General features: G+C 38.9%; 21 protein-coding genes and 4 tRNA genes. 2 read left to right on the top strand and 23 right to left on the bottom strand.

Going from position 1 to position 24,177, the window contains the following annotated elements; translation table 11 throughout:
• Positions 1-196: 196 nt before the first annotated feature.
• A complete protein-coding gene (locus ACN6MT_RS04350) occupies positions 197-1,207 on the bottom strand; it encodes an alpha/beta fold hydrolase (protein WP_419954865.1) in 1,011 nt (336 codons plus the stop codon).
• Between the two features lie 501 nt (positions 1,208-1,708).
• Between ACN6MT_RS04350 and ACN6MT_RS04345 the strand changes: the two genes are divergently transcribed.
• A complete protein-coding gene (locus tag ACN6MT_RS04345) occupies positions 1,709-2,617 on the top strand; it encodes a nuclease-related domain-containing protein (RefSeq protein WP_419954864.1) in 909 nt (302 codons plus the stop codon).
• 951 nt (positions 2,618-3,568) lie between these two features.
• Here the strand turns inward: ACN6MT_RS04345 and rlmH are convergent.
• From rlmH to ACN6MT_RS04275, 14 genes are all read right to left on the bottom strand, one after another.
• Complete coding sequence (gene rlmH, locus ACN6MT_RS04340; protein WP_419954863.1) at positions 3,569-4,048, bottom strand: 23S rRNA (pseudouridine(1915)-N(3))-methyltransferase RlmH; 480 nt, start codon at positions 4,046-4,048, stop codon at positions 3,569-3,571.
• A 101-nt stretch (positions 4,049-4,149) separates the two neighbouring features.
• Positions 4,150-4,308, bottom strand: coding sequence for a CxxH/CxxC protein (locus ACN6MT_RS04335; protein WP_082799560.1), 159 nt, complete (start codon positions 4,306-4,308; stop codon positions 4,150-4,152).
• Between the two features lie 121 nt (positions 4,309-4,429).
• On the bottom strand, positions 4,430-5,659 hold the full coding sequence (locus tag ACN6MT_RS04330) for a S1C family serine protease (protein WP_419954862.1): 1,230 nt from the start codon (positions 5,657-5,659) through the stop codon (positions 4,430-4,432).
• Positions 5,660-5,827: 168 nt separating this feature from the next.
• Positions 5,828-6,622 carry an MBL fold metallo-hydrolase gene (locus ACN6MT_RS04325; RefSeq protein ID WP_063253927.1) on the bottom strand — a complete coding sequence of 265 codons (795 nt, stop codon included), beginning with the start codon at positions 6,620-6,622 and terminating at the stop codon, positions 5,828-5,830.
• Positions 6,623-6,628: 6 nt separating this feature from the next.
• A complete protein-coding gene (locus ACN6MT_RS04320) occupies positions 6,629-7,426 on the bottom strand; it encodes a two-component system regulatory protein YycI (protein WP_063253926.1) in 798 nt (265 codons plus the stop codon).
• The gene (locus ACN6MT_RS04315; protein ID WP_419954861.1) at positions 7,413-8,735 is read right to left on the bottom strand and encodes a YycH family regulatory protein; all 1,323 of its coding nucleotides are present in this window, start codon (positions 8,733-8,735) and stop codon (positions 7,413-7,415) included. Before ACN6MT_RS04315 ends, ACN6MT_RS04320 begins: the two co-directional genes overlap by 14 nt.
• A complete protein-coding gene (walK, locus tag ACN6MT_RS04310; RefSeq protein ID WP_063253924.1) occupies positions 8,732-10,555 on the bottom strand; it encodes a cell wall metabolism sensor histidine kinase WalK in 1,824 nt (607 codons plus the stop codon). The genes ACN6MT_RS04315 and walK overlap by 4 nt, the downstream gene beginning before the upstream one ends.
• 8 nt (positions 10,556-10,563) lie before the next feature.
• The gene (gene yycF / locus ACN6MT_RS04305; RefSeq protein WP_063253923.1) at positions 10,564-11,274 is read right to left on the bottom strand and encodes a response regulator YycF; all 711 of its coding nucleotides are present in this window, start codon (positions 11,272-11,274) and stop codon (positions 10,564-10,566) included.
• A 159-nt stretch (positions 11,275-11,433) separates the two neighbouring features.
• Positions 11,434-12,897 (bottom strand): peptidoglycan DD-metalloendopeptidase family protein, encoded by a 1,464-nt coding sequence (locus tag ACN6MT_RS04300; RefSeq protein ID WP_419954860.1) that lies wholly within the window; start codon positions 12,895-12,897, stop codon positions 11,434-11,436.
• Positions 12,898-13,290: 393 nt separating this feature from the next.
• Positions 13,291-13,363 (bottom strand) — tRNA-Phe (locus tag ACN6MT_RS04295).
• 7 nt (positions 13,364-13,370) lie between these two features.
• A tRNA-Asp gene (locus ACN6MT_RS04290) sits at positions 13,371-13,447 on the bottom strand.
• A gap of 66 nt (positions 13,448-13,513) precedes the next feature.
• Positions 13,514-13,585: transfer RNA gene (locus ACN6MT_RS04285), tRNA-Glu, on the bottom strand.
• 37 nt (positions 13,586-13,622) lie between these two features.
• Positions 13,623-13,695: transfer RNA gene (locus ACN6MT_RS04280), tRNA-Lys, on the bottom strand.
• A 127-nt stretch (positions 13,696-13,822) separates the two neighbouring features.
• Positions 13,823-15,115: an adenylosuccinate synthase gene (locus tag ACN6MT_RS04275; protein ID WP_063255182.1), complete on the bottom strand. Its 1,293-nt coding sequence runs from the start codon at positions 15,113-15,115 to the stop codon at positions 13,823-13,825.
• Between the two features lie 213 nt (positions 15,116-15,328).
• Between ACN6MT_RS04275 and ACN6MT_RS04270 the strand changes: the two genes are divergently transcribed.
• Positions 15,329-15,961, top strand: a complete 633-nt coding sequence (locus ACN6MT_RS04270) for a nuclease-related domain-containing protein (protein ID WP_419954859.1) — start codon at positions 15,329-15,331, stop codon at positions 15,959-15,961.
• A 391-nt stretch (positions 15,962-16,352) separates the two neighbouring features.
• Here the strand turns inward: ACN6MT_RS04270 and dnaB are convergent, their stop codons facing one another.
• From dnaB to ychF, 8 genes are all read right to left on the bottom strand, one after another.
• The gene (gene dnaB, locus ACN6MT_RS04265; RefSeq protein WP_419954858.1) at positions 16,353-17,702 is read right to left on the bottom strand and encodes a replicative DNA helicase; all 1,350 of its coding nucleotides are present in this window, start codon (positions 17,700-17,702) and stop codon (positions 16,353-16,355) included.
• A gap of 187 nt (positions 17,703-17,889) precedes the next feature.
• Positions 17,890-18,339 (bottom strand): 50S ribosomal protein L9, encoded by a 450-nt coding sequence (gene rplI / locus ACN6MT_RS04260; RefSeq protein WP_063255178.1) that lies wholly within the window; start codon positions 18,337-18,339, stop codon positions 17,890-17,892.
• Positions 18,336-20,309, bottom strand: coding sequence for a DHH family phosphoesterase (locus tag ACN6MT_RS04255; RefSeq protein ID WP_419954857.1), 1,974 nt, complete (start codon positions 20,307-20,309; stop codon positions 18,336-18,338). The genes rplI and ACN6MT_RS04255 overlap by 4 nt, the downstream gene beginning before the upstream one ends.
• A 26-nt stretch (positions 20,310-20,335) precedes the next feature.
• Complete coding sequence (locus tag ACN6MT_RS04250) at positions 20,336-21,280, bottom strand: YybS family protein (RefSeq protein ID WP_063255176.1); 945 nt, start codon at positions 21,278-21,280, stop codon at positions 20,336-20,338.
• A gap of 163 nt (positions 21,281-21,443) precedes the next feature.
• Positions 21,444-21,686 carry a 30S ribosomal protein S18 gene (gene rpsR / locus ACN6MT_RS04245; protein WP_063255175.1) on the bottom strand — a complete coding sequence of 81 codons (243 nt, stop codon included), beginning with the start codon at positions 21,684-21,686 and terminating at the stop codon, positions 21,444-21,446.
• Positions 21,687-21,734: 48 nt separating this feature from the next.
• Positions 21,735-22,268: a single-stranded DNA-binding protein gene (gene ssb / locus ACN6MT_RS04240; protein ID WP_063255174.1), complete on the bottom strand. Its 534-nt coding sequence runs from the start codon at positions 22,266-22,268 to the stop codon at positions 21,735-21,737.
• Between the two features lie 66 nt (positions 22,269-22,334).
• Positions 22,335-22,622: a 30S ribosomal protein S6 gene (gene rpsF / locus ACN6MT_RS04235; RefSeq protein ID WP_063255172.1), complete on the bottom strand. Its 288-nt coding sequence runs from the start codon at positions 22,620-22,622 to the stop codon at positions 22,335-22,337.
• 411 nt (positions 22,623-23,033) lie between these two features.
• Positions 23,034-24,134 carry a redox-regulated ATPase YchF gene (gene ychF, locus ACN6MT_RS04230; protein WP_063255171.1) on the bottom strand — a complete coding sequence of 367 codons (1,101 nt, stop codon included), beginning with the start codon at positions 24,132-24,134 and terminating at the stop codon, positions 23,034-23,036.
• Positions 24,135-24,177 lie beyond the last annotated feature (43 nt).

Below are 24,177 nucleotides of genomic sequence, written 5' to 3'. Positions count from 1 at the left end.
CTACCTGTCCCTAAAAGACAGGTAGTCTTTTTTTTATTTGATGATTCATTCAAAACTTCTGATATTTTAGGATCTTTAGCTAAAGTCATCTATTAAATTTAAATAATACCGAAGATAGCCATAGAAACCCAATCTAGTAAATTTAAATGTGCATGAACAGGATGGTTCTCATTTAAAAGACCAAGACAAACTATATTCAAGATTTATGTTCCTGATATGATCCAGCTAGAGTTTGACCGCTACGTTCCTGTGCTTGTTTAACTACGTGATGGACTGCTTCCATAACATATTCGGGTCGTGGCATTTGCAGACTGTGTCCCTTTCGATCACTAATCTTATGGATATGATTGGTGGAACGGGAGGCTAGTTCTCTTTGCATCTCGGTCCATTGAGGACCAAATCCTGGGTTGCTTACAACAGCGATTGGAAGGTCACCAAACTGTGGTTTTTCCATTCCGTTATTTAATTGATTCGCAGCTTGATTTAAGTGTGCCCATGCACCTTTGAATTCCGCTTCCGCTGTCCTTCTGGCAAAAACACTGTAAACGATATCTTTCCATAGCTTGTATTCCTCGGCACTAAGCTGCTGTTTGTAATAGGAAAGTTCATTAACAAACATCGGTATAATGCCTAGAATATTACCAAAGAATCGAGGAATACCAAATGGAGACATCAGTCTTAGTACCTTCAGCATAAATCCGACGATGGCAAAACCCTGCTTAAACTTGACATCATCCTTTAGAAATTCATGTGACGAATCTAAGAACACTAAGCCAGCCACCTGATTAGGATATTTTAAAGCATAGAGTCGGGCAATCAGTCCTCCCAGGGAATGACCTACAAGTACATATGGTCCAGGGGCACCAATCTTGTCTAGTAGGTTCTTAAGTTCTTTGACGGTATGTTCCGGAGTTGGCAAGGGGCCGGGATCACTTGAACCCATACCTGCACGGTCATAAGTAATAACTCTAGTAAACTTAGATAATTGTTTCCGAATATGTATCCATGAATAAGAGCTATCACCTGCACCATGAATAATGATGACCGTGGGCCCACCTTTACCAGCATCTGTTAGATGGAGACGATAGCCGCCAACATCAATCATTTCACCGATAGGGAGTCTTTTCCCATCACTGCGCCGCGAAACCTGTTCGTATACAAATCCTATTAAGAGCAAACCTGCTAATACTACTAATCCAATAATCATCCTTTCCCTACTTTCCCCAATAGTTTCCCCTTAAAAAGGATATTTTTATTTATAATGTAACAATCATAGGCCCCTACTTACAACATAGAAGTGGATTTCCTGCAAATATTTTGAGGATGCTACAGCTACGATGAACATAATTATCCAAAGCCATGATTTAAAATATCTATTAGTATATATATTTGGGTGAGTGAAACATGAGAACCGTCCGACCTTGCTGAAAAATAGGATTGATTGAACTATATTCAGACAGTGTCTGCCACACCCCGAATAATGTCCAAGTTATCGACAAAAACCGAGGGTGAAGATAGCTTTATTTTAATAAGAGAAATTCCAAAATAGATAAAAAACTGCTTCTATTTATGGTAAGGTTCATCGCACCTGTGTAAGCAGCAGTTTACTATAAAAATTCATTCAAAGGTGCCTTTTAAAAATTTAACAGAAAATTCACAAACATGTGTCCGGTTAATATATAAAATAGGCTTAGAAAGGAAGTGGCCAATGATACTTAGAAGCCGACGAGAATCAGATGAATTATTGAAAATGCGATCTTTAAACACGCGTATGGAGTTAACACAAGAAGAAAAGTTCCATTATTTCAACCTAGAAAAAGGATATGAGGGTGAGGTGCAATTTGACCGGAAGGCAGAAGTTATTCAAGAAGAAAGGTATTTCATCAATGACTTGCTGCTTAAAATAAACAATTCTTATATTCAAATTGATTCAACGCTTATATCACAGGAAGTCATTCGCTTGTTAGATGTTAAAAATTTTGAAGGAGACTTTTGCCTTGATAAGGACAGATTCTTTCTCGTTAAAACCGGCCGAGAATATAAAAATCCAATCAATCAATTAAACAAATGCGCAGCACAATTCCGCCAGTTGCTACAAGACCTCAAGCTTAATTACCTCGTTGAAGCCACCATTATTTTTATTAATCCTGAATTTACTTTATACAATGCGCAAGTGGACCACCCCATTATTCTTCCCACACAAGTGAACCGGTTTTTAAAAAGTATAAATGACACATCATCAAAGTTGAATGATGGCCACAAAAAATTGGCTCAACAATTACTTTCATTACATCAAACTACAAACCCATTTACACAGGTGCCAAACTATCAATATGATCAGCTAAAAAAGGACATTTATTGTAAATTTTGTCGTTCCTTTTTGGTTTCTTTACAAACCCATCACTTTGTTTGCGAAAAGTGTGGAGGTCATGAAACAGTCGAAGCTGCTATTCTACGGAATGTGAAGGAGTTTCAGTTGTTATTTCCTGAACGAAAGGTCACTACTACAAACATTTATGAGTGGTGCAACGTCGATTTAACCAAAAGGACATTTTGCAGAGTATTAAAGAAAAACCTTACGTCCTTTGGAAAAACAAGCGACTCCTATTTTATATAACAGATTGGTATTTTCCCTGACACTATTTCTTCCCTGTCCGAAATTCACAAGACTTCGGACTTGATCTGGCTTTTTAGGCTCATCCTTGTCCGAAGTTCACACGACTTTGGACTTGACCTGGCTTTTTAAGCTCTACCTTGTCCGAAGTTCACACATCTTCAGACATGACCTGGCTTTTTAGGCTCTACCCTGTTCGAAGTTCACTCGACTTCAGACATGACCTTGCCTTTTATGCTCTTCCTTGTCCGAAGTTCACACGACTTCGGACTCTACCTTGCTTTTTATGCTCTACCCTGTCCGAAGTTCACTCGACTTCAGACATGACCTTGTCTTTTATGCTCTTCCTTGTCCGAAGTTCACTCGACTTCGGACTCTACCTTGCTTTTTATGCTCTACCCTGTCCGAAGTTCACTCGACTTCAGACATGACCTTGTCTTTTATGCTCTTCCTTGTCCGAAGTTCACTCGACTTCGGACTTGACCTTACTTTTTATGCTCTACCCAGTCCGAAGTTCACTCGACTTCAGACATGACCTTGCCTTTTATGCTCTTCCTTGTCCAAAGTTCACACGACTTCGGACTTGACCTGGCCTTTTAGGCTCTTCCTTGTCCGAAGTTCACACATCTTCAGACATGAGCTAGCTTTTTATGCCCTTCCTTGTCCGAAGTTCACACGACTTCGGACTTGATCTGGCTTTTTATGCTCTACCCTGTCCGAAGGTCACACGACTTCAGACTTGACCTAGCTTTTTATGCTCATCCTTGTCCGAAGTTCACACGACTTCGGACTCTACCTTGCTTTTTATGCTCTACCCTTTCCAAAGTTCACACGACTTCAGACTTACCCTTGCCTTTTATGCTTATCCTTGTCCGAAGTTCACACAACTTCAGACATGACCTAGCTTTTTATGCTCACCCTTGTCCGAAGTTGAACCATATTTTTAAACTGCCTCTATTTGTGGTAAGGTTCCCCCCGGTTGATCCGATATGCCCGATAAATCTGCTCTACAAGGATCAACTTCATCAATTGATGTGGAAAGGTCATTTTCGAAAAAGAGAGATGTTCGTTTGCTCTCTTTAATACCTCATCACTTAGACCTAAAGACCCGCCGATAATAAAAGCAATCTTACTTTTTCCGTACGTGGCTAGTTTATCTAATGTATCGGCAAGCTCCTCAGAAGATTGCATTTTTCCATTGATTGCTAGTGCAATGACATATGTATCCTGGCTAATTTTAGCTAAAATTCTCTCTCCCTCTTTTTGCTTGACCTGAATCATTTCAGACTCACTTAATTCTTCAGGTGCCTTTTCATCCGCTACTTCAATGACTTCCACTTTCGCATACGCATTCAATCGTTTTAAATATTCATCAATTCCCATTTTTAAATATTTTTCTTTTAATTTGCCAACCGTGATAATTGAGATATTCACAATCCACAACCCTCTTTTTTGATGTTACAAACAGTTTACAAACAACTTATCCACAAAAGTTATCCACATGTCCACATTTTTTATCCACATCTTGTATGGAATCATTTGTTCGCCACAATATATACAGCTCTATTTTGGCAATATTCACAGCCTGTTGATAAGTTATCCCCAGTTGTTTTTGATAAAACTGGAAACGTTTCAAATTCATTCACAACGCTATCTAATGCCAAATCTACATGTTCCTCACAGCAATAGATCAATTTAACGTCTCCTTCCCGTATACTTTTTCTCTTATTATTTACTTTCCAAACTACTTCATACAATCAACCACTATACCATAAAAAAGCAGAAAGGTGCGATCACACCTTTCTGCTTTCCCATTTACGACCTGTCTTCAGCTAAGGTAATCGTGGTCGTTTGCAGCTTTCCTTCTCGATAATATTTGATTTTCATTTGATCGCCAATTTTTGTCTCTTGATATAGATGCTTTCTGAGATCAATTACGTCATGTATGGTTTTTTCATCCATCTCTACAATGACATCCAGCTCTTGTAACCCAGCCTGTGCAGCCGGTGAATTCGGTACAACTTGACGAAGAGCGACTCCATACGTAATATCCCTTGGTAATTTTAATGCTTCTTCTTGATAGTAACCAGGAATTTCAGCCACTGACTTTAAGTCGACTCCCATGTATGGCCGTTTGACCACGCCAAATTGTTCTAAGTCATTAATAATGGGTCTTGCGTAATTAATCGGGATGGATAAGCCAATCCCCTCAACAGCATTTTGAGCGATTTTCATTGAGTTAATCCCAATAAGTTGTCCAGCAATATTAATTAAGGCACCACCACTGTTACCAGGATTAATGGCTGCGTCTGTTTGCAATACCTCTGCCTGCCAATCCATAATCCCGTCTTGGTTAATATCAACAGGGATTGTCCGATTAATCCCTGAGATAATGCCTTGTGTAACCGATCCTGAAAAGGTAGCACCTAATGGATTTCCTATCGCCATTACCGGCTCACCCATCTTTAAGGCATCCGAATTGCCGAATTCAGCAACTTTTTTAATCTTAGCTGCGTCTATTTCAAGTACAGCTAAGTCTGTCCAAACATCTCCACCGAGAAGTTTAGCAGGTATCTTTGTGCCATCATTTAAGGTTACCTCTAACTGTGTAGCTCCTTCAACCACATGCTGGTTGGTTACAACGAAAGCTTTATTTCCTGCTTTTTTATAAACGACACCTGACCCGGTACCCGCAGGTCCTTGGTTGTCTCCGCCCTCGTCGTACCAAAAATTTGATGTTTGTATATTATTAATCCCAACTACCGCATCGGCAGCCTTATCAATGGCTTTTGTCGTATCCGTATTTACATCGTATGACACTTGCTGCTGAATAAAATTGTCTTGATTATCATTTGTCCCTGCAGATTCACTTTGATTGGGCTGTACATTGTAAGGAAGGAAACCTTGATTCGATAATGCCGGAATTGAAATAACAACTAGCATTGCCCCAAGTATCGCACCAACAATGCTTGCAAGTAGAAAACTGCCTCTGTTCCTATTCATCTTTTGGTTACGCCCTTGTGAATGATCATCATAGTAACCCATTTTCACCACGTCTCCCTTTCATAAGCAACTAATTAATATTTTGGCTTATAGTTACAATTATACTCTGTCCAAAACTATTTTATAAAAAAAAGAACAAAGATACCAACATTGAGGTATCTTTGTTCTTTAAATGGTCTAGCTTCAACGCCTATGCGCTTCAGCTATTCTTTAAACTGCAGTTAAAATAGTAGGTACTTTAGGGTCCGTGTCATAGAGATCAAACCCCTCACCGACGATTAGCCCCTGACTCTGAAGTGTTTGGGCTACTGACATTCTTGCTAAGTCTTTCATATTGTTGTCGAGACTTAAGTGGGCAAGGTACACTCGTTTGGTATTGTCTCCGATGACCTCACTCATAGCAATCGCCGCATCCTCATTTGAAACGTGTCCAAGATCGCTTAGGATCCTTCGTTTTATATTCCAAGGATATCTACCCATTCTTAACATTTGAACATCATGATTGGATTCAAAAATATAGGCATCTGCATTTGAAATGATTCCTTTCATCCTGTCGCTCACATAGCCTGTATCTGTAATCAAGACCAATTTCTTACCCGAGTGGTGGAATACATAAAACATGGGTTCTGCCGCGTCATGCGATACTCCAAAAGATTCAATATCTATTGCCCCAAAGCTTTTTACACTTTCTGTGCTAAAAATCATTTTTTGTTCAGTAGGGATATCCCCGACTAACCGCTCCATTGCACGCCATGTATTTTCATTTGCATAAACTGGCAGCTTATATTTACGGGCTAACACGCCAATCCCTTTTATATGGTCGCTGTGTTCATGAGTAACAAATATTCCTGATAATTTACTTATATCACGATCTATATGCTGAAAAAATGCCTCCATTTGTTTCCCGCTAAAACCGGCATCTACTAAAAAGGAATGCTCGTCTGATTCAACATAAAGCGAATTCCCCGTACTTCCGCTCGCTAAAATGCTATAACGTAATGACATTTGATTTCACTCCACATCCCTATTTTCATCGCTGTTAAATTCTATAATCTGTCCTTCTAATGCATTGACAAACAGACTTTCATGATCATCCACCACAAAACGCCATGTTGGCGCTAACGCTTGTGAAGCTGAAAGCTGAATTAATGAGGAATAGCCCAGTTCAACCTTTGTAATTTTACTTTTTGGCTTCAGCACACCTTTTTGGTGTAAGGTTTCTAATGCCTTTAAAGGAGGGAGGATTTCCTCCTTTTCTGTCATTTTTTCAATATCCTCTAAATACGTTTGTTCATAAGATACAATTTGGTTATTGTCGTCAATATGAAATGTAAGCATGCCGCTTAAATTTTCATATAACGTCATATTCTCATAATGTTGAAAGTAGGTGATGATGTTTTTCTTATCATCCTTCTTCCAAAATTGATAGTGGTCTCCATACAAAACATTATCCTTTATAAAAGCAGTAATATCAGCTGCCTCAAATTTTGCGTTTAAAGGAATTGGTTTATCTAATTTGACATGCAAAGACGTGCTAGGTTCCTTAAGAGACGTTGTTTGTCCCTTTAGTTTCGTTGTATCATCCTTCGTAAACAACTTTGGCTTTGCACTTAGATACTGATCCTTAAATGGACCTTTTGGCAGTTCCTTATAGCTAATTTCATCTACCTCCAGCATTTCTTCAATGGAGGTTGGTGTAATGTATTCGTATTTATTAGCGTCCCGGATCTTCATAAATTGAAACAAGAGATAGACGTCTAAAATCAAAAACGTGATGATAAAGATCGTTTTTATTTTACTCCAATCCACGCAGCAATCCCCCCAGGTCTTCCTTCGTGATTTGTCCCCATGTTTGGTTATATCGATAAAACCAAGCCGGCTCTAGGAGAATCAGTTTATTTTCGCTTGTGTCCTTTGACATCCGATATCCTAAAACGAGTTGTTCTAATAATTCCGGTTTAAAATTCTTTCGGCTTTTGAGAAATTCCAATGCAGAAGTACCGGATGGAAGGGTTACCTTTACCATTTCTGTAGTTAATGGAAGCTCTAGAGATATATTAGGTCTAACGTATTTCGTAATTTCATCTCTGCCCCATACTTCTTCAATTTCTGACATCCCGCTTTCATTGAAGACGGGATAGCCATCGATACTATATAAACGGAATTTAACAGATTTTCTTTTTTCATCCTTTGCTACATAACGATAAGGGTCTGTCCAGCCTCCATGTCCATTAATGAAATCAATACTTCTCTTTAATAAATCATAAGAGTTGTCCACATAATTGGGCCCTCCTGTAGGGTTCACATAGAGCAGCATATTGGTATCATTATTAACTGTCATCTTACTTGAGACGTCACTAAACTCTTCTACCCCTAAGACAGTGCCCCTTTGTACGAAATTGGGGTCACTAAACAATGCCTCTTTGAACGCCTCTGAGTTTAACACCACAGGTAAATAGGTGAATTCCATCATTTCCAGCTTTCCATCAGGGATAAAGACCTTCCGTTGTTGTGAAGCGTCAAAGGAGAAATAAGGCTGGTACTGCTCAGCATTTCTAAAAAAGTTACGGTTAAAATCGTTTAATAAACTTGGTGAAATATGACTAATATAAACTTGCTGATAATCAGAAGAAACAAAGTACACCGTACCGTTTGCCTTTTCTGAATTCTCAACATTAATAACAATGCGATTAAAATTGAAAGCAGGAATTTTCTTCTCCTCAAATTTTAATACACTTCGGTAGATTTCGATAGGCACATCTGCTGGAAATACAAGTTCAGCATTTCCATTTCCATGAACTAATTCTTTAATGTCCCTTACATTTTCCGAATAATCTTTTACATCATAGATAGACCATTCTCTTATTTCACTCATAATTTTATCAAGATCTACTGCATTTGTGGTCCCAAAATGCTGGTCTTCTCGATGAAAAAGAACAAGGTCCGGACTAATAATTTGGTGAAGATCGAGTTTTTCTTTTAACGTTACTTCTTCCACATAATTATTATTTTTCATAATGTCAAAATTGGGCTGGTACGTCCAAAGATTCCAAGTTAAAACAATACTAACCAGAACGAGAAAGGTTAAGATCGCTGATTTACTATTTTCATATTTCATGACCATTCATCCTCTTCCGTTTGCTCATATGGCAGTGAAAAAGAAATTTCCGTTCCTTTTCCCTCTTCACTGGCAGCCCAAATCATACCGCCATGAACATTTACCATTTCTTTTGCAATGGCCAAGCCTAATCCTGTACCGCCTAACTTTCTCGTTCTTGCTTTATCAACACGATAAAAACGATCAAAGATTTTGCTGATATTCTCCTTTGGAATCCCTACACCTTGATCCGAAACACTGACAATAATTTTTTCTTCTTCCTCTTTAATCGAAAAAGTGATTTGACCGCCTTCGGGAGAATATTTCATTGCATTTGAGATGATATTGTAAAGAACTTGTGTCATTTTATCCTCATCTATTTCTACAAAAATAGCATGGTCCGGCAGCTGCCTTTTGAAGCTTACATTTTGCTGCTTGGCCATTTCGAACCGGTCGATGATTCGATGATAAAAATCGACAAAGTTAACCCATTCCTTGTTAAGTCGATAATCCGTGCTATCCAATTTAGAGAGTTGAAGGAGGTCATTGACCAATCGAATCATTCTTTCTGTTTCCGTCCTCGTTACTTCTAGGAAATTGGGCGCAATTTCTTCATCCTTCCATGCACCGTCTGCCAATGCCTCTAAGTAACTTCTCATCGTTGTAAGCGGAGTTCGTAACTCATGTGATACATTGGCCACAAACTCTCTTCTTTCCGCATCAATTTTCTCCTGATCCGTTATATCATGAAGGACGGCAATCAAACCATTAACAAAACCCGTCTCTTTTTGAATGACTGAGAAATTGGCACGGAGGATATAAGGTTCCTTTTTCGTACTATAATCAAGAATTAACGATTCTTTTTCCTCTAATAAATCTTCAAATGTATTGGTATCCGTTAGCCCTAATAAAGAAACGATTGGCTGTGAGAGAACTGTTTCACGTGAAACATTCAGCATTTCTGCCGCTGGATCATTAATTAGAATCACTCTGCCTTTACGATCAGTCGCAATAACACCATCTGTCATATACGATAAAACAGAAGAAAGCTTTCTTCTTTCTCCTTCGGTCATTGCCTGGGCTTCCTGCAATTTTTTTGTTAAATTGTTAAAGGTCATCGCTAAAGTACCGATTTCATCCTGACCGTATACTTTGACTTTACGCGAGAAGTTCCCCTTTGCCATCGCCAATGCCTGCTTTCGCATATCAACAATTGGTCTGGTGATCGTCTGGGCGAGAAGTATTCCTAATATCGCTGTAATCGCTAAGGCAATACCAGTGCCTGTGGCAAATATCCCATTAATGGTTTTCATTTGGGTAAAAACATTTTCTATTTTTGCCACAAGATAGATGGCACCAATTACTTTATCCCCCGACTTAATTGGAGTAGATAGTACCCAAATACGATGAAGGTTATGGGGCTCAATTCGAATATTACTTTGATCTTCCTCTAAATTAAGGGATTGGGTAATGAGGAGTTCCGTGGTACGTTGTCCTACGACACCCTGATTCGGATCTGATGTCCCAATAATCTTTCTAGTCTTACCCTCTATTACACTCACTTCAGATATATCTGCCGATTCAAAATCACGCAGTATTTTTCTGATTTCTTCTTCAAGAGTAGGGTCTTCAGGCGTTCTTTTCTTTTCCATCTCTTCGACTACATTATAGGCAAGTAAATTAACACGTTCCTTTAAGGAATTTTGAAAATTTGTCCTTAATGTATCTTCTAACTGCCTGACAAAATAAACGCCGATGATTTGCATCGCCACTAAAATAAGCAGGACATAGATAATGACAAATTTTACGTGTATAGAGCGAAAAAAACTAACCTTATTCATGTGGGGCATTACTCCTGATCAGGGTTACGCAAATAGTAGCCCACTCCTCTGCGGGTAACGATCCATGTAGGATGGCTTGGATTATCTTCGATTTTTTCACGCAGACGGCGAACCGTTACGTCTACTGTTCGGACATCACCGTAATAATCATAGCCCCATACGGTTTGCAGCAGGTGTTCCCTTGTCATAACCTGACCGATATGTTTAGCCAAATAGTAGAGCAATTCAAATTCACGATGTGTTAATTCTATTGTTTCACCGCGTTTTGAAACGACATATGCATTTGGATGAATCGTAAGGGAGCCAATTTCAATTTCATTTGTTTCGACTTCTTCATCTGCTTGAGAGACAACCACTTGATGACGGCGTAAATTTGCCTTTACCCTTGCAATTAGTTCTCTTGTGCTGAAAGGCTTTGTCACATAATCATCTGCACCAAGCTCGAGACCTAATACTTTATCGATTTCTGAGTCTTTTGCTGTCAGCATAATAATCGGCATATCGTATTTCTTACGGACTTCACGGCAAACTTCCATTCCATCCTTTAATGGCAGCATAATATCTAAAAGAATTAAGTCTGGCTGGACTTCTTCTACCATGGCCAGTGCTTCATTTCCATCATAAGCACTGTACACATCGTAACCTTCTTTTTTTAAGTTAAACTGCAAAATATCCGCAATCGGTTTTTCATCATCCACTACGAGAATTTTCTTTTCCATACCCATTGCTCCTTTGTTTTTAAATAATCTATTGAATCAGTTAAATGGCATTTCTACTCTAATTTACTTTACCATGGTTTCAACTGTAATTCATCTATTAGTAGTATTTAACACCAAAAGAGCCTCTAGTACTAGTAGAGACTCTTTTGTATTGTTTAATTATTGATGAACATAATTTAATGGATTTTGAAGGGCCCCATTTTTGTACACTTCAAAATGCAAATGTACTCCAGTTGAGTTTCCAGTTGAGCCCATTACACCAATAGCTGAGCCTTGTGAAACCGTTTGTCCAACACTAACATTAATGGATGCCAGGTGAGCATATACGGTGCGCAGACCATTTTGGTGATCAATAACAATTTTGTTGCCATAGCCGCCGTTATCAAAGCCCGCAGATACGACCTTACCATTATCAGCTGCCTTTATGGTTCGATTGCTAGGTCTAGCGATATCAATTCCTTTGTGGGCTCTGCCCCATCTTTGACCTTGCTGGCTGGATATATAACCTCCAACAGTTGGCCATGCAAGATTGCCACTACCACGTGAAGGAATCACCTTTGTACCTTTTACAACAATGTGATTAACGGGCTCTGCAAGTACCGTCTCACTTGTGACTACACTGCTGATGGTTGCACCATTTTGTGTTGAAACACGATAATTTACAGAACGTTCTCCATTCTTACCTTCTTGCTGTACTTTTGTTTCGCCTTTTGGCATATTACCATCTTCTACTACTTGATTTGCGAACGGAATAGCTTCTTTTCGATTTTCTTCTTTCTCAACAATAATCTCAAGATATGGCTTTAAAGCTGTCACATTAACCTCTTGGCCAATATTTACAACAGACCCCTCTGTAAGACCTGGATTCAATGCAAGAAATTCTGCTAAAGTTAAGCCATGATTATTGGCAATCGTTCCTAGAACATCACCAGGCTGGGCAGCATATTTCTTTTCTTCTAACGTCCCCTTTTGTAAAAAGGTAGCTGCTTCTTCAGCAGACATAATTTTGTCTGGCGTTACTTTTTCTGAATCAAATGAAACATTTTTAGATACTCTTACGTCTAATATACGAGTTTCATTTTCCTTCAATGCGGGTAACTCTGTTATAGGTGCAGATTTTCTAGCTTCTACTTCATCTAGTTGAGCTTGAGTTACATAATTAAGTTTAAGCCGATTAATAACATCTTCTGCAGTTTCTTGGTTTTCTAAGAAAGCAACCGGCTGTCCATCGATGACGATGGAGGAAGCTTCAGCTTGGAGCTGGATAACACTCTCAAGGTCTTGAATCGTTTTTGTATCATTTGCTGTTGAATGAAAAACCTGTTCTTTTATGTACTCAATATCCGAGCCAAATTCTAGGTTTAAATCCTTAGTGGATTCTTGAAACTGATCTGCTTTTTCTTCGACAATTTTTTCAACAACCTCTTTATTCGAAACAGTGCCTATATATTGTTGATTATGGTATACATGGTACACCGTTGTTAACTTAATTGATCCTGCAGCACTAGCTGAAACACTGCTAATGAATAGTGTGGAAGCGGTAAACGCTGTCATAACAGCAGTTTTCAAGGATTGTTTTTTCACGAATTTACTTGATTTACTTCCTTTATTAAAAAATAACATTGGAATCCTCCTAAATTACGGAAACAACTCTCTAAATCTAGTACTTTATCACTACAAAAGAAATTTCCCTCTTTTTCTACTTTATAACTTTACCATAATTTTTAAAAAAATAACGATTAGTCTTGATAATGTAACAAAATTGTATAATACCTGACATTTTACTACATCCATAGGAGTTGTAATGATAGGTGCTAATCTATGATATTTCTCCTATATTAGTAGGTAAAAGTTATTATACCAATGTTTTGTAAAAGTATTAGTTTATGACCATATTTTACAAATAAAGACACACTTCGATAAGACACTGTAAATATTTGGTTATTTTATTACATAAGCGTTACAATTGTTACAAATAAAAAAGAAGCTTACAATTTGTAAGCTTCCCCTTTATAATGGCTCAGGACGGAATCGAACCGCCGACACAAGGATTTTCAGTCCTTTGCTCTACCGACTGAGCTACTGAGCCATATGTATGGCGGTCTGGACGGGACTCGAACCCGCGACCTCCTGCGTGACAGGCAGGCATTCTAACCAACTGAACTACCAGACCATTTTTTATATTGATCGTTAGCAAGGAGACCAGACTTGCCAGTCGCTTGCCAACAATCAACTACCATGACCCCTACGGGATTCGAACCCGTGTTACCTCCGTGAAAGGGAGGTGTCTTAACCACTTGACCAAGGGGCCATATATTGAAAGTTATTTTCTTACAAAAATAACTTGATGAGCCATGAAGGACTCGAACCTTCGACCCTCTGATTAAAAGTCAGATGCTCTACCAACTGAGCTAATGGCTCGTACTAGTGTGCCTCGTTCGTGACGACGCTTTTTATATTAGCATGGTTTATACATATAGTGCAATACTTTTTTAAAAAAAGTTTTTTTAAAAGATAAAGCCCTCTGAAATTGAGGGCTTTTCTATGTTTAAATTTGTCTCCAAGGACTGCGAACAACATTCGTTTGATTGCGATCTGGTCCTACAGAGAAAGTTGTTAATGGTATTCCAGTAAGCTGCGTTACACGCTCAACGTAATGGCGTGCATTAACAGGCAATTCATCTAATGATTTAACCCCTGTAATATCCTCAGTCCAGCCTGGAAGCTCTTCATAAACTGGCTCACATTGACTTAATACCTTTAAGCTCGCAGGATATTCAGTAATTAATTCACCTTTATAGCTGTAAGCTGTGCAAATCTTCAACGTTTCAATTCCTGATAATACATCAATTGAATTCAAAGATAGGTCGGTAAGACCGCTGACACGGCGGGCATGGCGGACAACTACGCTGTCAAACCAGCCAATACGGCGTGGACGTCCTGTCGTTGTACCATATTCACGGCCAACTTCCCGGATTTGATTTCCAATTTCATCATGTAATTCAGTTGGAAATGGTCCGTCACCTACACGAGAGGTATAGGCTTTACAAACTCCGACAACATGTGTGATTTTGGAAGGACCTACACCTGAACCAATCGTAACGCCGCCTGCAACTGGGTTTGAAGAAGTTACAAATGGGTAAGTACCTTGGTCAATATCCAACATAACGCCTTGTGCACCTTCAAATAAAACGCGTTTGCCTTCATCTAAAGCGTCGTTTAATACGACAGATGTATCACAAACATATTGTTTAATTTGCTGTCCATATTCATAGTACTCGTCTAAGATTTCCTCTTTAGTGAACCCTGTAGTCTCATAAATACGTTCAAATAAACGGTTTTTTTCAGCAAGATTTTGTTCAAGCTTTTCTTCAAAAACATCGCGCTCAAGTAAGTCAGCGATTCTGATGCCGACACGAGCTGCTTTATCCATATAAGCAGGCCCAATTCCTTTTTTGGTTGTTCCAATTTTATTGGCACCCTTGCTTTCTTCCTCCACAACATCAAGCTTTAAATGGTAAGGAAGGATAACATGTGCACGATTACTGATACGAAGATTATCCGTAGTAATTCCTTTTTCATGCAAGTAAGCTAGCTCAGCAACAAGAGCTTTCGGATCTACTACCATTCCATTCCCAATCACAGAGATCTTTTCTTTATAAAAAATACCAGATGGAATAAGGTGTAATTTGTATGTTTCTCCATTAAATTTAATGGTATGCCCCGCGTTATTTCCACCTTGATAACGAGCAATTGCTTCTGCATTCTCAGAAAGAAAATCGGTAATTTTACCCTTTCCTTCGTCTCCCCACTGTGTACCAACTACCACTACTGATGTCATAAAGGCACCTCCAAATTATATACGCATTTCTTTTTCCCACAGACAAGTTTAACAATATTTACTGCTAAAAGTCAATAAAACACGAACGATTTCTATTAAGTTATTAAAATATGTTCGTAAAATATTAATTTATGAAACTAGCTTGTATTGGATGAGGGATTTCCATAAAATAGGTATTAGAGTTTTTTTAAAATATTAATGAGGAAGTGTTATATGTTATTTAGAGCGCGGCCAGAAAAGCTAGAATTAACCCTATTAAAATATTTAAAGTCTCGAATGGAGTTCTCCTACGATCAGGCATTAAATTACAATAACCTTGCAAAGGGCTACGAAGGAGAGTTAAAAAGCGATATTTGGCTTAAGGGACTAACAGAAGAATGGCTCATTCTCCATGATTTATTATTTGAATATCATGGTTCAAAATTTCAAATTGATACCTTAATCATTGCTTACGAAAAAATTTACCTTTTAGATGTTAAATATTTTGAAGGAGATTACTCGATCAAAGATGATAAATGGTATAACCCCGCAGGTGCCCTTCAAAAGAACCCATTACACCAACTTGAACGTTGTGAGACCTTACTTCAAAAATTGATGAATGCTCTGGGCTTTCACTATCCAATCGAATCCTATTTAATCTTCAATCATACCGAATTCCTCTTATTTACAACCTCAATCCACCCTACAATTATATATCCAGCACAGCATAACCGCTTCTTGAAAAAATTAAATATGAAACCTGTTAAACTTCATAAAAAATACTATCATTTAGCGCAACAATTAGTAGACCAGCACCAAGAAGAGTCCCCTTATACACGATTACCTGAATACTCTTACGAAAAATAAAAAAGGGAATAATCTGCCCAAACAACTGTAATACCTTTTTCTCAGATGAGCAGCTGATATGTCAGAAGTGCGGGTGCAAAGAGGAAGTAGAGGCAGCAGTTTTGAGGAATGTAAAGGAATTTACATTACTTTTTCCTGATAAGAAAATTACTGTTGATTCTATTTATGATTGGTGTGGAATAATAAAGTCAAAAAAAACAATTAGACGTATTTTAAGGAAACACCTAACCCTGAATAGACATAGTAGATCATCTTATTACTGTTTAAAGGAGTAGCTTTTTCTATTCGTTACCGCTAATCTCGTTTTTCATGAAAAATGGTCACGAATGCCTTTTTTGAACAAAACCCTATAAAAAAACCCAGCCAAAAGCTTGGCTGGACTCTCTAAAAACTAAGCACTCGGATCATACCGCGTCTCCAAGTTAACGAATTTATTATATTCCTTTACAAACGCCAGTGAAACTGTGCCAGTCGGACCGTTACGTTGCTTGGCAATAATGATTTCAATGATGTTTTTATTCTCTGATTCTTTGTCATAGTAGTCATCACGGTATAAGAAGGCAACGATATCGGCATCCTGCTCAATCGAACCAGATTCACGGATATCTGACATCATTGGACGTTTGTCCTGACGCTGCTCGACGCCACGAGAAAGCTGTGATAAGGCGATAACTGGGACCTGGAGCTCACGAGCTAATTGCTTTAGAGAACGGGAAATTTCTGATACTTCCTGCTGACGGTTCTCGCCAGAACGACCGCTACCTAAAATAAGCTGTAAGTAATCGATTAGGATCATCCCTAAGCCATGCTCCTGTTTTAAGCGGCGGCACTTAGAACGAATATCACTTATTCTTACCCCTGGCGTATCATCAATAAAGATACCTGTGTTGGAAAGGCTACCCATCGCCATCGTCAGTTTGCCCCAGTCATCATCTGTTAGTGTACCGGTACGAAGTCTTTGTGCATCAATATTCCCTTCGGCACACAAGAGACGCATGACTAGCTGCTCTGCGCCCATCTCAAGACTAAAGATGGCAATATTTTCACCTGTTTTTTGTGCAACATTTTGCGCAACATTTAAAGCAAACGCGGTTTTACCTACGGAAGGACGTGCACCAACAATGATTAAGTCATTGCGCTGGAAACCAGCTGTCATTCTATCAAGCTCAATAAATCCTGTCTCAAGCCCCGTAATTTCCCCAGCATTCTGGTGCATTTGCTCAATATTGTCATACGTACGAACAAGGACATCTTTAATATTGTGGAAGGCTCCAGCATTTTTGCGCTGTGCAACAGCAAGGATATTTTTTTCTGCCTCACTTAAAAGTGCCTCGACCTCGTCTTCACGAGCATAGCCGTCCGAAGCAATCTCAGTTGCTGTCCGAATTAATCGTCGGAGCAAAGATTTTTCTTCTACGATTCTAGCATAATATTCGATATTAGCTGCTGTCGGCACAGAACTTGCCAATTCACTTAAATAACTTACTCCGCCTGTATCTTCGATTAGTTTCGCTGCAGCTAATTCCTCAGTTACCGTTACAAGGTCAACTACCTTACCTTCATCATTCAGTTTCAGCATCGCATTAAATATTTTTTGGTGAGAGGCACGATAGAAATCCTCTGGTATCAAGATTTCGGAAGCCACAGTTAAAGCAGCGGGCTCTAAGAAAATAGCACCTAAGACAGCTTGTTCGGCTTCAATATTTTGCGGTGGCAGACGATCTGCATATAAATCATTCATCTATCAAAGACCTCCTATTGTGAAGAGGATAATTAAATATATTAATAGTTTTAAAAACCTAATTATGTCCATAATGAAGAAAAGTGACCAGTCTAGACCGATCACATCACTTTGGAAAAAGTCAGTTCGCTTTTTCCTCATCAACTTTTATTATTTTAACATGTTTATCTGAAATTTGAACTGGAAATTACTTTACCTCTTTAACATGAACGGTTAACGTAGCTAGAACTTCATGGTGAAGTTTAACTGGAACCTTTGTATGACCTAAGGTACGAATGGCATCTGCTAATTCCATTTTTCGTTTATCGATTTTAATTCCGTGTTTCTTTTGAAGTTCTTCTGCAATTTGCTTTGTTGTAATCGATCCAAATAGGCGGCCACCTTCACCGGCCTTCGCGGATAACTCTACAGTTATTTTATCTAACTGCTCACCAAGCTTTTTTGCCTCAGCAAGTTCCTCAGCCGCACGTTTGTCTTCTTTTTTCTTTTGTCCCTCAAGCGTGCTGATGTTCGTATTGTTTGCTTCGATCGCTAGGCCTTGCTTAATTAAGAAATTATGTGCATAACCATCAGCAACGTTCTTAATTTCACCTTTTTTTCCTTTTCCTTTTACATCCTTTAGAAAAATTACCTTCATTCCTTTTTCCCACCTTCAAAATAATCTTCAATTGCCAGCTTTAATTGTCTATCTGCTTCTGTTATGGAAATCCCCATCAGCTGGGTGGCTGCGTTTGTCAGATGTCCGCCGCCTTGGAGTTTTTCCATGATTACTTGAACGTTGACATTGCCGAGCGACCTGGCACTAATTCCAATTAGCCCTTCATTACGCCTTGCAATGACAAACGAGGCTGCTACCCCATCCATAGTCAGGAGCGTATCTGCCGCTTGGGCTAGAAGGACTTGGTCATGAAGCTCATCTTCGCCGCCTTTGGCAATGGCAATTCCGTCCCGGTAAAATGCAACCGATTCAATTAATTTAGCCCTTTTTATATACGTATTAACACTTTCCTTTAGGAACTTTTGAACGAGAATGGTATCTGCCCCTTGACCTCTTAAATAGGAAGCTGCGTCAAAGGTTCTAGCACCTGTTCGTAAGGTGAAACTTTTCGTATCCACCACAATTCCTGCAAGCAGTGCAGTTGCTTCTATCATTTCTATTTTACCGCGTTTTGGCTGATATTCAAGAAATTCAGTAACTAGCTCTGCTGTAGAAGAGGCGTATGGCTCCATATAAACAAGGACTGGATTTTCAATAAATTCTTCCCCGCGGCGGTGATGGTCGATTACAACCACATTATCAATTCTATTCAGTAGTCGTTCTTCAATCACTAAGGCAGGTTTATGGGTATCAACGACCACTAATAATGTTTTTTCTGTTGAAATTTCCAATGCCTCTTCCGGACCAATAAATCGAGAAAATAATTGCTCTTGATGGCGGATTTCATCCATCAGCCTATGGACAGCACCATCCATTTCTTGTGAGTTTAAAACTATGTAGGCATCTTTTTGGTTCATTTGAGCAACCTTGTAGATTCCAATAGAGGACCCTATTGAATCCATATCGGGATTTTTATGTCCCATAATAATTACCTTATCACTAGCAGTAATTAAATCCTTTAGTGCATGGGAAATGACGCGGGCACGGACCCTTGTCCGTTTTTCAACTGGATTGGTTTTGCCGCCAAAGAACTTCACTTTGCCGTTAGGATGTTTGATCGCAACCTGATCGCCGCCTCTACCTAGAGCCAGGTCCAAGCTTGATTGCGCTAATACGCCTAATTCAGGCAACGAAGGGGTTCCAGCTCCTACGCCAATACTTAATGTAAAGGATATATTCTGCTTTGAAGTCATTTCTCTGACTTCATCAAGAACAGTAAATTTGCCCTTTTCCAATATTTGCAGAATTGCTTCATTAAAGACAGCAATAAATCGTTCAGATGAAACCCTTTTAATAAAAATACCATTTTCCTGGGCCCATTTATTTAGAGTTGAAGTAACCATGTTGTTAATGCTTCCACGCATTTGGTCATCCATGCCTTGCGTTAACTCATCATAATTGTCTAAAAAGATAGTCGCAATTACAGTCCGTTCATCATGATAAAGTTTTTCAATTTCCTTTTGTTCTGTGACATCAAAGAAGTAAAGGAGCTTTTCCTCACTTTTAAGAATGACTCGAAACTTTCGTTCATGAAGAGTAATAATTTCTGTTTCTACTTCCTGTTTAATTAACGGTATCAGCGTATCAGCTATTTCATATAGAGATTTCCCAATAAGGGTATCTTCATCGAAATAAGAAGATAAAAAAGGATTTGTCCACTCTATAGAATACTCATCATTTATGAGCATAATCCCAATCGGCATTTCCATTAGTGCTTCTTCGCCAACCCTTTTCACTCTGTATGAAAGGGTTGAGATATATTCTTCCATCTCTTTCCTTTGGCTGGATTCAATGACTATCATATAGTACAGCGTCGGAATGATAAGAAACAATCCCACCAAACTAAGTATCCAATTATAGTAGGCCAGGACAATGAGCAGCACTACTGTAATGCCTATCAGCCCGTAAAAAGGGTATCGAATCGAGCGTTTTTCAATAAATGCAGGCAATTTTTTCAGCTCCTAAACAGTAGTCATCACTCTTTTTTATTAAAGCTTTTTCGTAAATCAAAGCCTAAATCAATTATACCTAATATCCCTACAATATAAAGGAAAATTGGAATGAGAAAAGAGACAATCGCTATTGTAATAGAAATGGCTTTCGAAAAACCCTTTTTGTCGAAGTAATAAAAGATAAATGTATAGCCCTGCAGGATCATCAAGAATTGTAGGATATAGGTCAAATTAATAATCGCCATATACCAGAATGTGCCCTCTTCTGGTTTCATCACCATACTAACGAGCAAAGTAAGAAGAAAGTAATATAATATGCTTTTTGGTAAGGTTATCTCTTTAAAACTTTTCCACTTTTCCACCTTAACCCCGAATCTTTTTATGATGGGGAAGGATATAAGCTGCATAACGAACACAATAAAAAAGGAAGAGAGAACAAATAAAGTTGGGATTAAAGTTTTAACTAGGTTTAATCCATTATTAAATTGTTCCATCACTTTCTCCGCGTCCTGTGTATTCCCGAAATTCTTTAGTAAGTCAGCTGAAACGTTAAGTGATTCTCGCATCATTTCAATCATTTCAGTAATCATATTGACCTTAAAAAGAACGATACTTGCCACGTAAATAATAATTAAATTAACTAAAAAGACTAGAGACCCCGTGATGAATAATACACCCATGTTCTTCTGTTTCTGAATTAAGTAGCCAATTACGACACCAGTTGTCCCATATGCAAGTGTTAATGGCAGTGACATAATGGTTCCTACAATAAACGAAAGGAGAAGGGAGGCAATAATAAAAACAACGATACTCTTCCCATCATTCTTCGCCCCAAATAGCATGAATGGTACTGCTAAAAATAAATTTACAATCATCCCAAGAAACGGGACATAAATCGTTAGTAATAATAAAACAGCAAAGGCAGCTAATAGAATAGCCCCTTCAGTAAGTTTTCGAACATTTTTCACTACTTCACCCCAATTATTTCAAAAAGCCTATTCCTTAATTTTAGCCAGTTCCGCTCTCCTATTCAACAAATCTGCAAGATAAAATAAAAAGACAGCAAGGGAAACCCCAGCTGCCTTTAGTCATTTCTTATTCTAGCTCCAGCGCCTAGGCGCTAACGCTTTATTATTCACCTGCAACGAATGGTAATAATGCCATTTGACGTGCACGTTTGATTGCAACAGTTAGTTTACGCTGATATTTAGCGCTTGTACCAGTTACACGACGTGGTAAAATCTTTCCACGTTCAGAGATGAATTTTTTAAGTAAATCTACATCTTTATAATCGATGCGTGAGATGCCATTTGCTGTGAAATAGCACACTTTACGGCGCTTCGCGCGTCCGCCTTTACGTCCTCCACCTGCCATGAAAATTCCCTCCTTTATTAAATGATTAACGATTTTTAAAAGTTTACATTAAAATGGTAGATCATCATCGGAGATGTCTATCTGACCGTTACCTGAGAACGGATCATCATCCACTTTTGTAAAACCCTTATTATTGTTATTGTTATTGTTTTGATACTGTCGTTGATTCTGATTGCCGCCGCCATAAGGATTTCCTTGCGGTTCCCTAGGAGGAGCGCCGAAGTAATCATTGTCGCTTCTTCCGCCACCGCCGCCAGACGCATTTTTCGGTTCAAGAAATTGAACACTTTCTGCCTGAACTTCAGTAACGTAAACACGCTTACCATCTTGTCCTTCATAGTTGCGAGTTTGAATGCGGCCATCCACTCCTGCGAGACTGCCCTTTTTCAAGAAGTTTGCCACATTTTCAGCAGGTTTACGCCAAACAACACAATTAATAAAGTCTGCTTCACGCTCACCTGACTGACTAGAAAACGGACGGTTAACAGCTAAAGTAAAGGTAGCAACAGGAACCCCGTTTGGTGTATAACGCAAATCAGGATCTTTCGTTAAACGGCCAACAAGCACGACACGATTCATCATCAGAATCAACTCCTTTTCTTTTCGGAGAATGTTTCATGTGAAACATTCAACCAAAATGTATTTATATTAAGCTTCTTCTTTAATTACTAAATGGCGAATGATATCTTCGCTGATTTTCGCAAGACGAGAAAATTCTTGTACCGCGTCAGCTGAAGAGTTCGTTTTTACGATTTCGTAATAACCATCACGGAAATCGTTGATTTCGTAAGCTAAACGACGCTTACCCCAATCTTTTGTTTCAGCAGTTTCCGCACCGTTTTCAAGAAGAATTCCGTTGAAACGCTCTACAAGAGCCTTTTTCGCTTCGTCTTCAATGTTTGGGCGGATGATGTACATGATTTCGTACTTATTCATCACAGTCACCTCCTTTTGGTCTAAACGGCCCACTTTGGGCAAGGAGCAATTATTCATTACTCACAAGTTAAGATTTTATCATAGTTAATGATGAAAAGCAAGGCTGTTCACTATTTCTATATTTTCCTCCTGGCTGTGTTAATAGGTCTGTTGATTTGCGCTCCACTAAGGAATGCTTCTTGGATAATCTTCGCAGGGACAGGCGGTCTTTGCCTGTCACGAGGCACTTCGCTTTCTGCGGGCGGTCCGGGGAGCCTCCTCGGCGCAAAAGCGCCTGTGGGGTCTCCCGCAGGAGTCTTCGTGCCTTCCACGCAAATCAACAGAGTGCTAATAATAGATTTTGCTTTTACACAGCCTACACGTTAGAATTCTTCCCATATAAAAAGCCTTGCAAACGCAAGGCTGACAATTCTACACATTAAAACGGAAGTGAATAACATCTCCATCTTTTACTATATACTCTTTTCCTTCTAAACGGACTTTCCCAGCTTCTTTAGCAGCATTATGGCTTCCTGCAGCTAATAAATCCTCGTATGAAACTGTTTCGGCACGAATAAATCCACGTTCAAAATCAGAGTGAATAATTCCCGCACATTGTGGAGCTTTCATGCCATGTCTGAATGTCCATGCACGAACTTCCTGCACACCAGCTGTGAAATACGTTGCTAATCCAAGCAAGTTGTAGGCAGCACGAATTAATTGATCAAGACCTGATTCTTCAATTCCAAGCTCTTCAAGGAACATTTGCTTTTCTTCGCCTTCTAGCTCAGCAATTTCTTCCTCAATCTTTGCACAAACTACGATTACTTCAGCATTATCTGCTGCTGCAAATTCACGAACCTTTTGTACATATTCGTTTCCAGATGGATCCGCGACATCGTCCTCACCAACATTTGCTACATATAGAACAGGCTTAATGGTTAAAAGATGAAGCATTTTGGCAATTTTCATTTGTTCATCGGTAAATTCAACCGTACGAGCTGGCTTTTCAGCTTCAAAAGCTTCGCGTAGCATAGAAAGCACTTCAAATTCCGCTGCAGCTTCTTTATCTTTTTGCTTCGCTAATTTTTCAACACGGCTAATTCTTTTTTCAACAGACTCCATGTCAGCAAGAATTAACTCTAAGTTAATGACTTCGATATCGGAAATAGGATCTACTTTTCCTGATACGTGGGTAATGTTATCGTCTGCAAAACAGCGGACAACCTGACAAATAGCGTCCACTTGACGGATGTGTGATAAAAACTTATTACCGAGTCCTTCACCTTTACTTGCGCCTTTTACAATTCCTGCAATATCCGTAAATTCAAAAGCGGTGGGAACTGTTTTTTTCGGCTGCACAAGTTCAGTTAGTTTTGTTAAGCGGTGATCAGGTACTTCTACGATTCCTACGTTAGGATCAATGGTACAGAATGGGTAATTGGCTGATTCAGCCCCCGCCTGTGTAATTGCATTAAATAATGTGGATTTACCAACGTTAGGCAAACCTACGATTCCAGCTGTTAATGCCATTTATTTTCACTCCTCAAGATATATATCTATTAATAGAAATAAC

Origin of the sequence: Neobacillus niacini (assembly GCF_048572935.1) — a bacterium.
In the GTDB taxonomy this organism is placed as follows: Bacteria; Bacillota; Bacilli; order Bacillales; family Cytobacillaceae; genus Neobacillus; species Neobacillus niacini.
Note: the sequence above shows the minus strand (reverse complement) of the source record. Positions and strands in the feature narration are given on the sequence as shown.

Bases quoted from the DNA above. Each gene is read 5' to 3' on its own strand.
- ACN6MT_RS04270 (WP_419954859.1), top strand. From the start codon at position 15,329: ATGTTATTTAGAGCGCGGCCAGAAAAGCTAGAATTAACCCTATTAAAA.
- ACN6MT_RS04315 (WP_419954861.1), bottom strand. From the start codon at position 8,735: ATGAAATATGAAAATAGTAAATCAGCGATCTTAACCTTTCTCGTTCTG.
- yycF (WP_063253923.1), bottom strand. From the start codon at position 11,274: ATGGAAAAGAAAATTCTCGTAGTGGATGATGAAAAACCGATTGCGGAT.
- walK (WP_063253924.1), bottom strand. From the start codon at position 10,555: ATGAATAAGGTTAGTTTTTTTCGCTCTATACACGTAAAATTTGTCATT.
- ychF (WP_063255171.1), bottom strand. From the start codon at position 24,134: ATGGCATTAACAGCTGGAATCGTAGGTTTGCCTAACGTTGGTAAATCC.
- rpsF (WP_063255172.1), bottom strand. From the start codon at position 22,622: ATGAATAAGTACGAAATCATGTACATCATCCGCCCAAACATTGAAGAC.
- ACN6MT_RS04300 (WP_419954860.1), bottom strand. From the start codon at position 12,897: ATGTTATTTTTTAATAAAGGAAGTAAATCAAGTAAATTCGTGAAAAAA.
- rpsR (WP_063255175.1), bottom strand. From the start codon at position 21,686: ATGGCAGGTGGAGGACGTAAAGGCGGACGCGCGAAGCGCCGTAAAGTG.
- rplI (WP_063255178.1), bottom strand. From the start codon at position 18,339: ATGAAGGTAATTTTTCTAAAGGATGTAAAAGGAAAAGGAAAAAAAGGT.
- dnaB (WP_419954858.1), bottom strand. From the start codon at position 17,702: ATGAATGATTTATATGCAGATCGTCTGCCACCGCAAAATATTGAAGCC.
- ACN6MT_RS04330 (WP_419954862.1), bottom strand. From the start codon at position 5,659: ATGGGTTACTATGATGATCATTCACAAGGGCGTAACCAAAAGATGAAT.
- ACN6MT_RS04275 (WP_063255182.1), bottom strand. From the start codon at position 15,115: ATGACATCAGTAGTGGTAGTTGGTACACAGTGGGGAGACGAAGGAAAG.
- ACN6MT_RS04350 (WP_419954865.1), bottom strand. From the start codon at position 1,207: ATGATTATTGGATTAGTAGTATTAGCAGGTTTGCTCTTAATAGGATTT.
- ssb (WP_063255174.1), bottom strand. From the start codon at position 22,268: ATGATGAATCGTGTCGTGCTTGTTGGCCGTTTAACGAAAGATCCTGAT.
- ACN6MT_RS04325 (WP_063253927.1), bottom strand. From the start codon at position 6,622: ATGTCATTACGTTATAGCATTTTAGCGAGCGGAAGTACGGGGAATTCG.
- ACN6MT_RS04345 (WP_419954864.1), top strand. From the start codon at position 1,709: ATGATACTTAGAAGCCGACGAGAATCAGATGAATTATTGAAAATGCGA.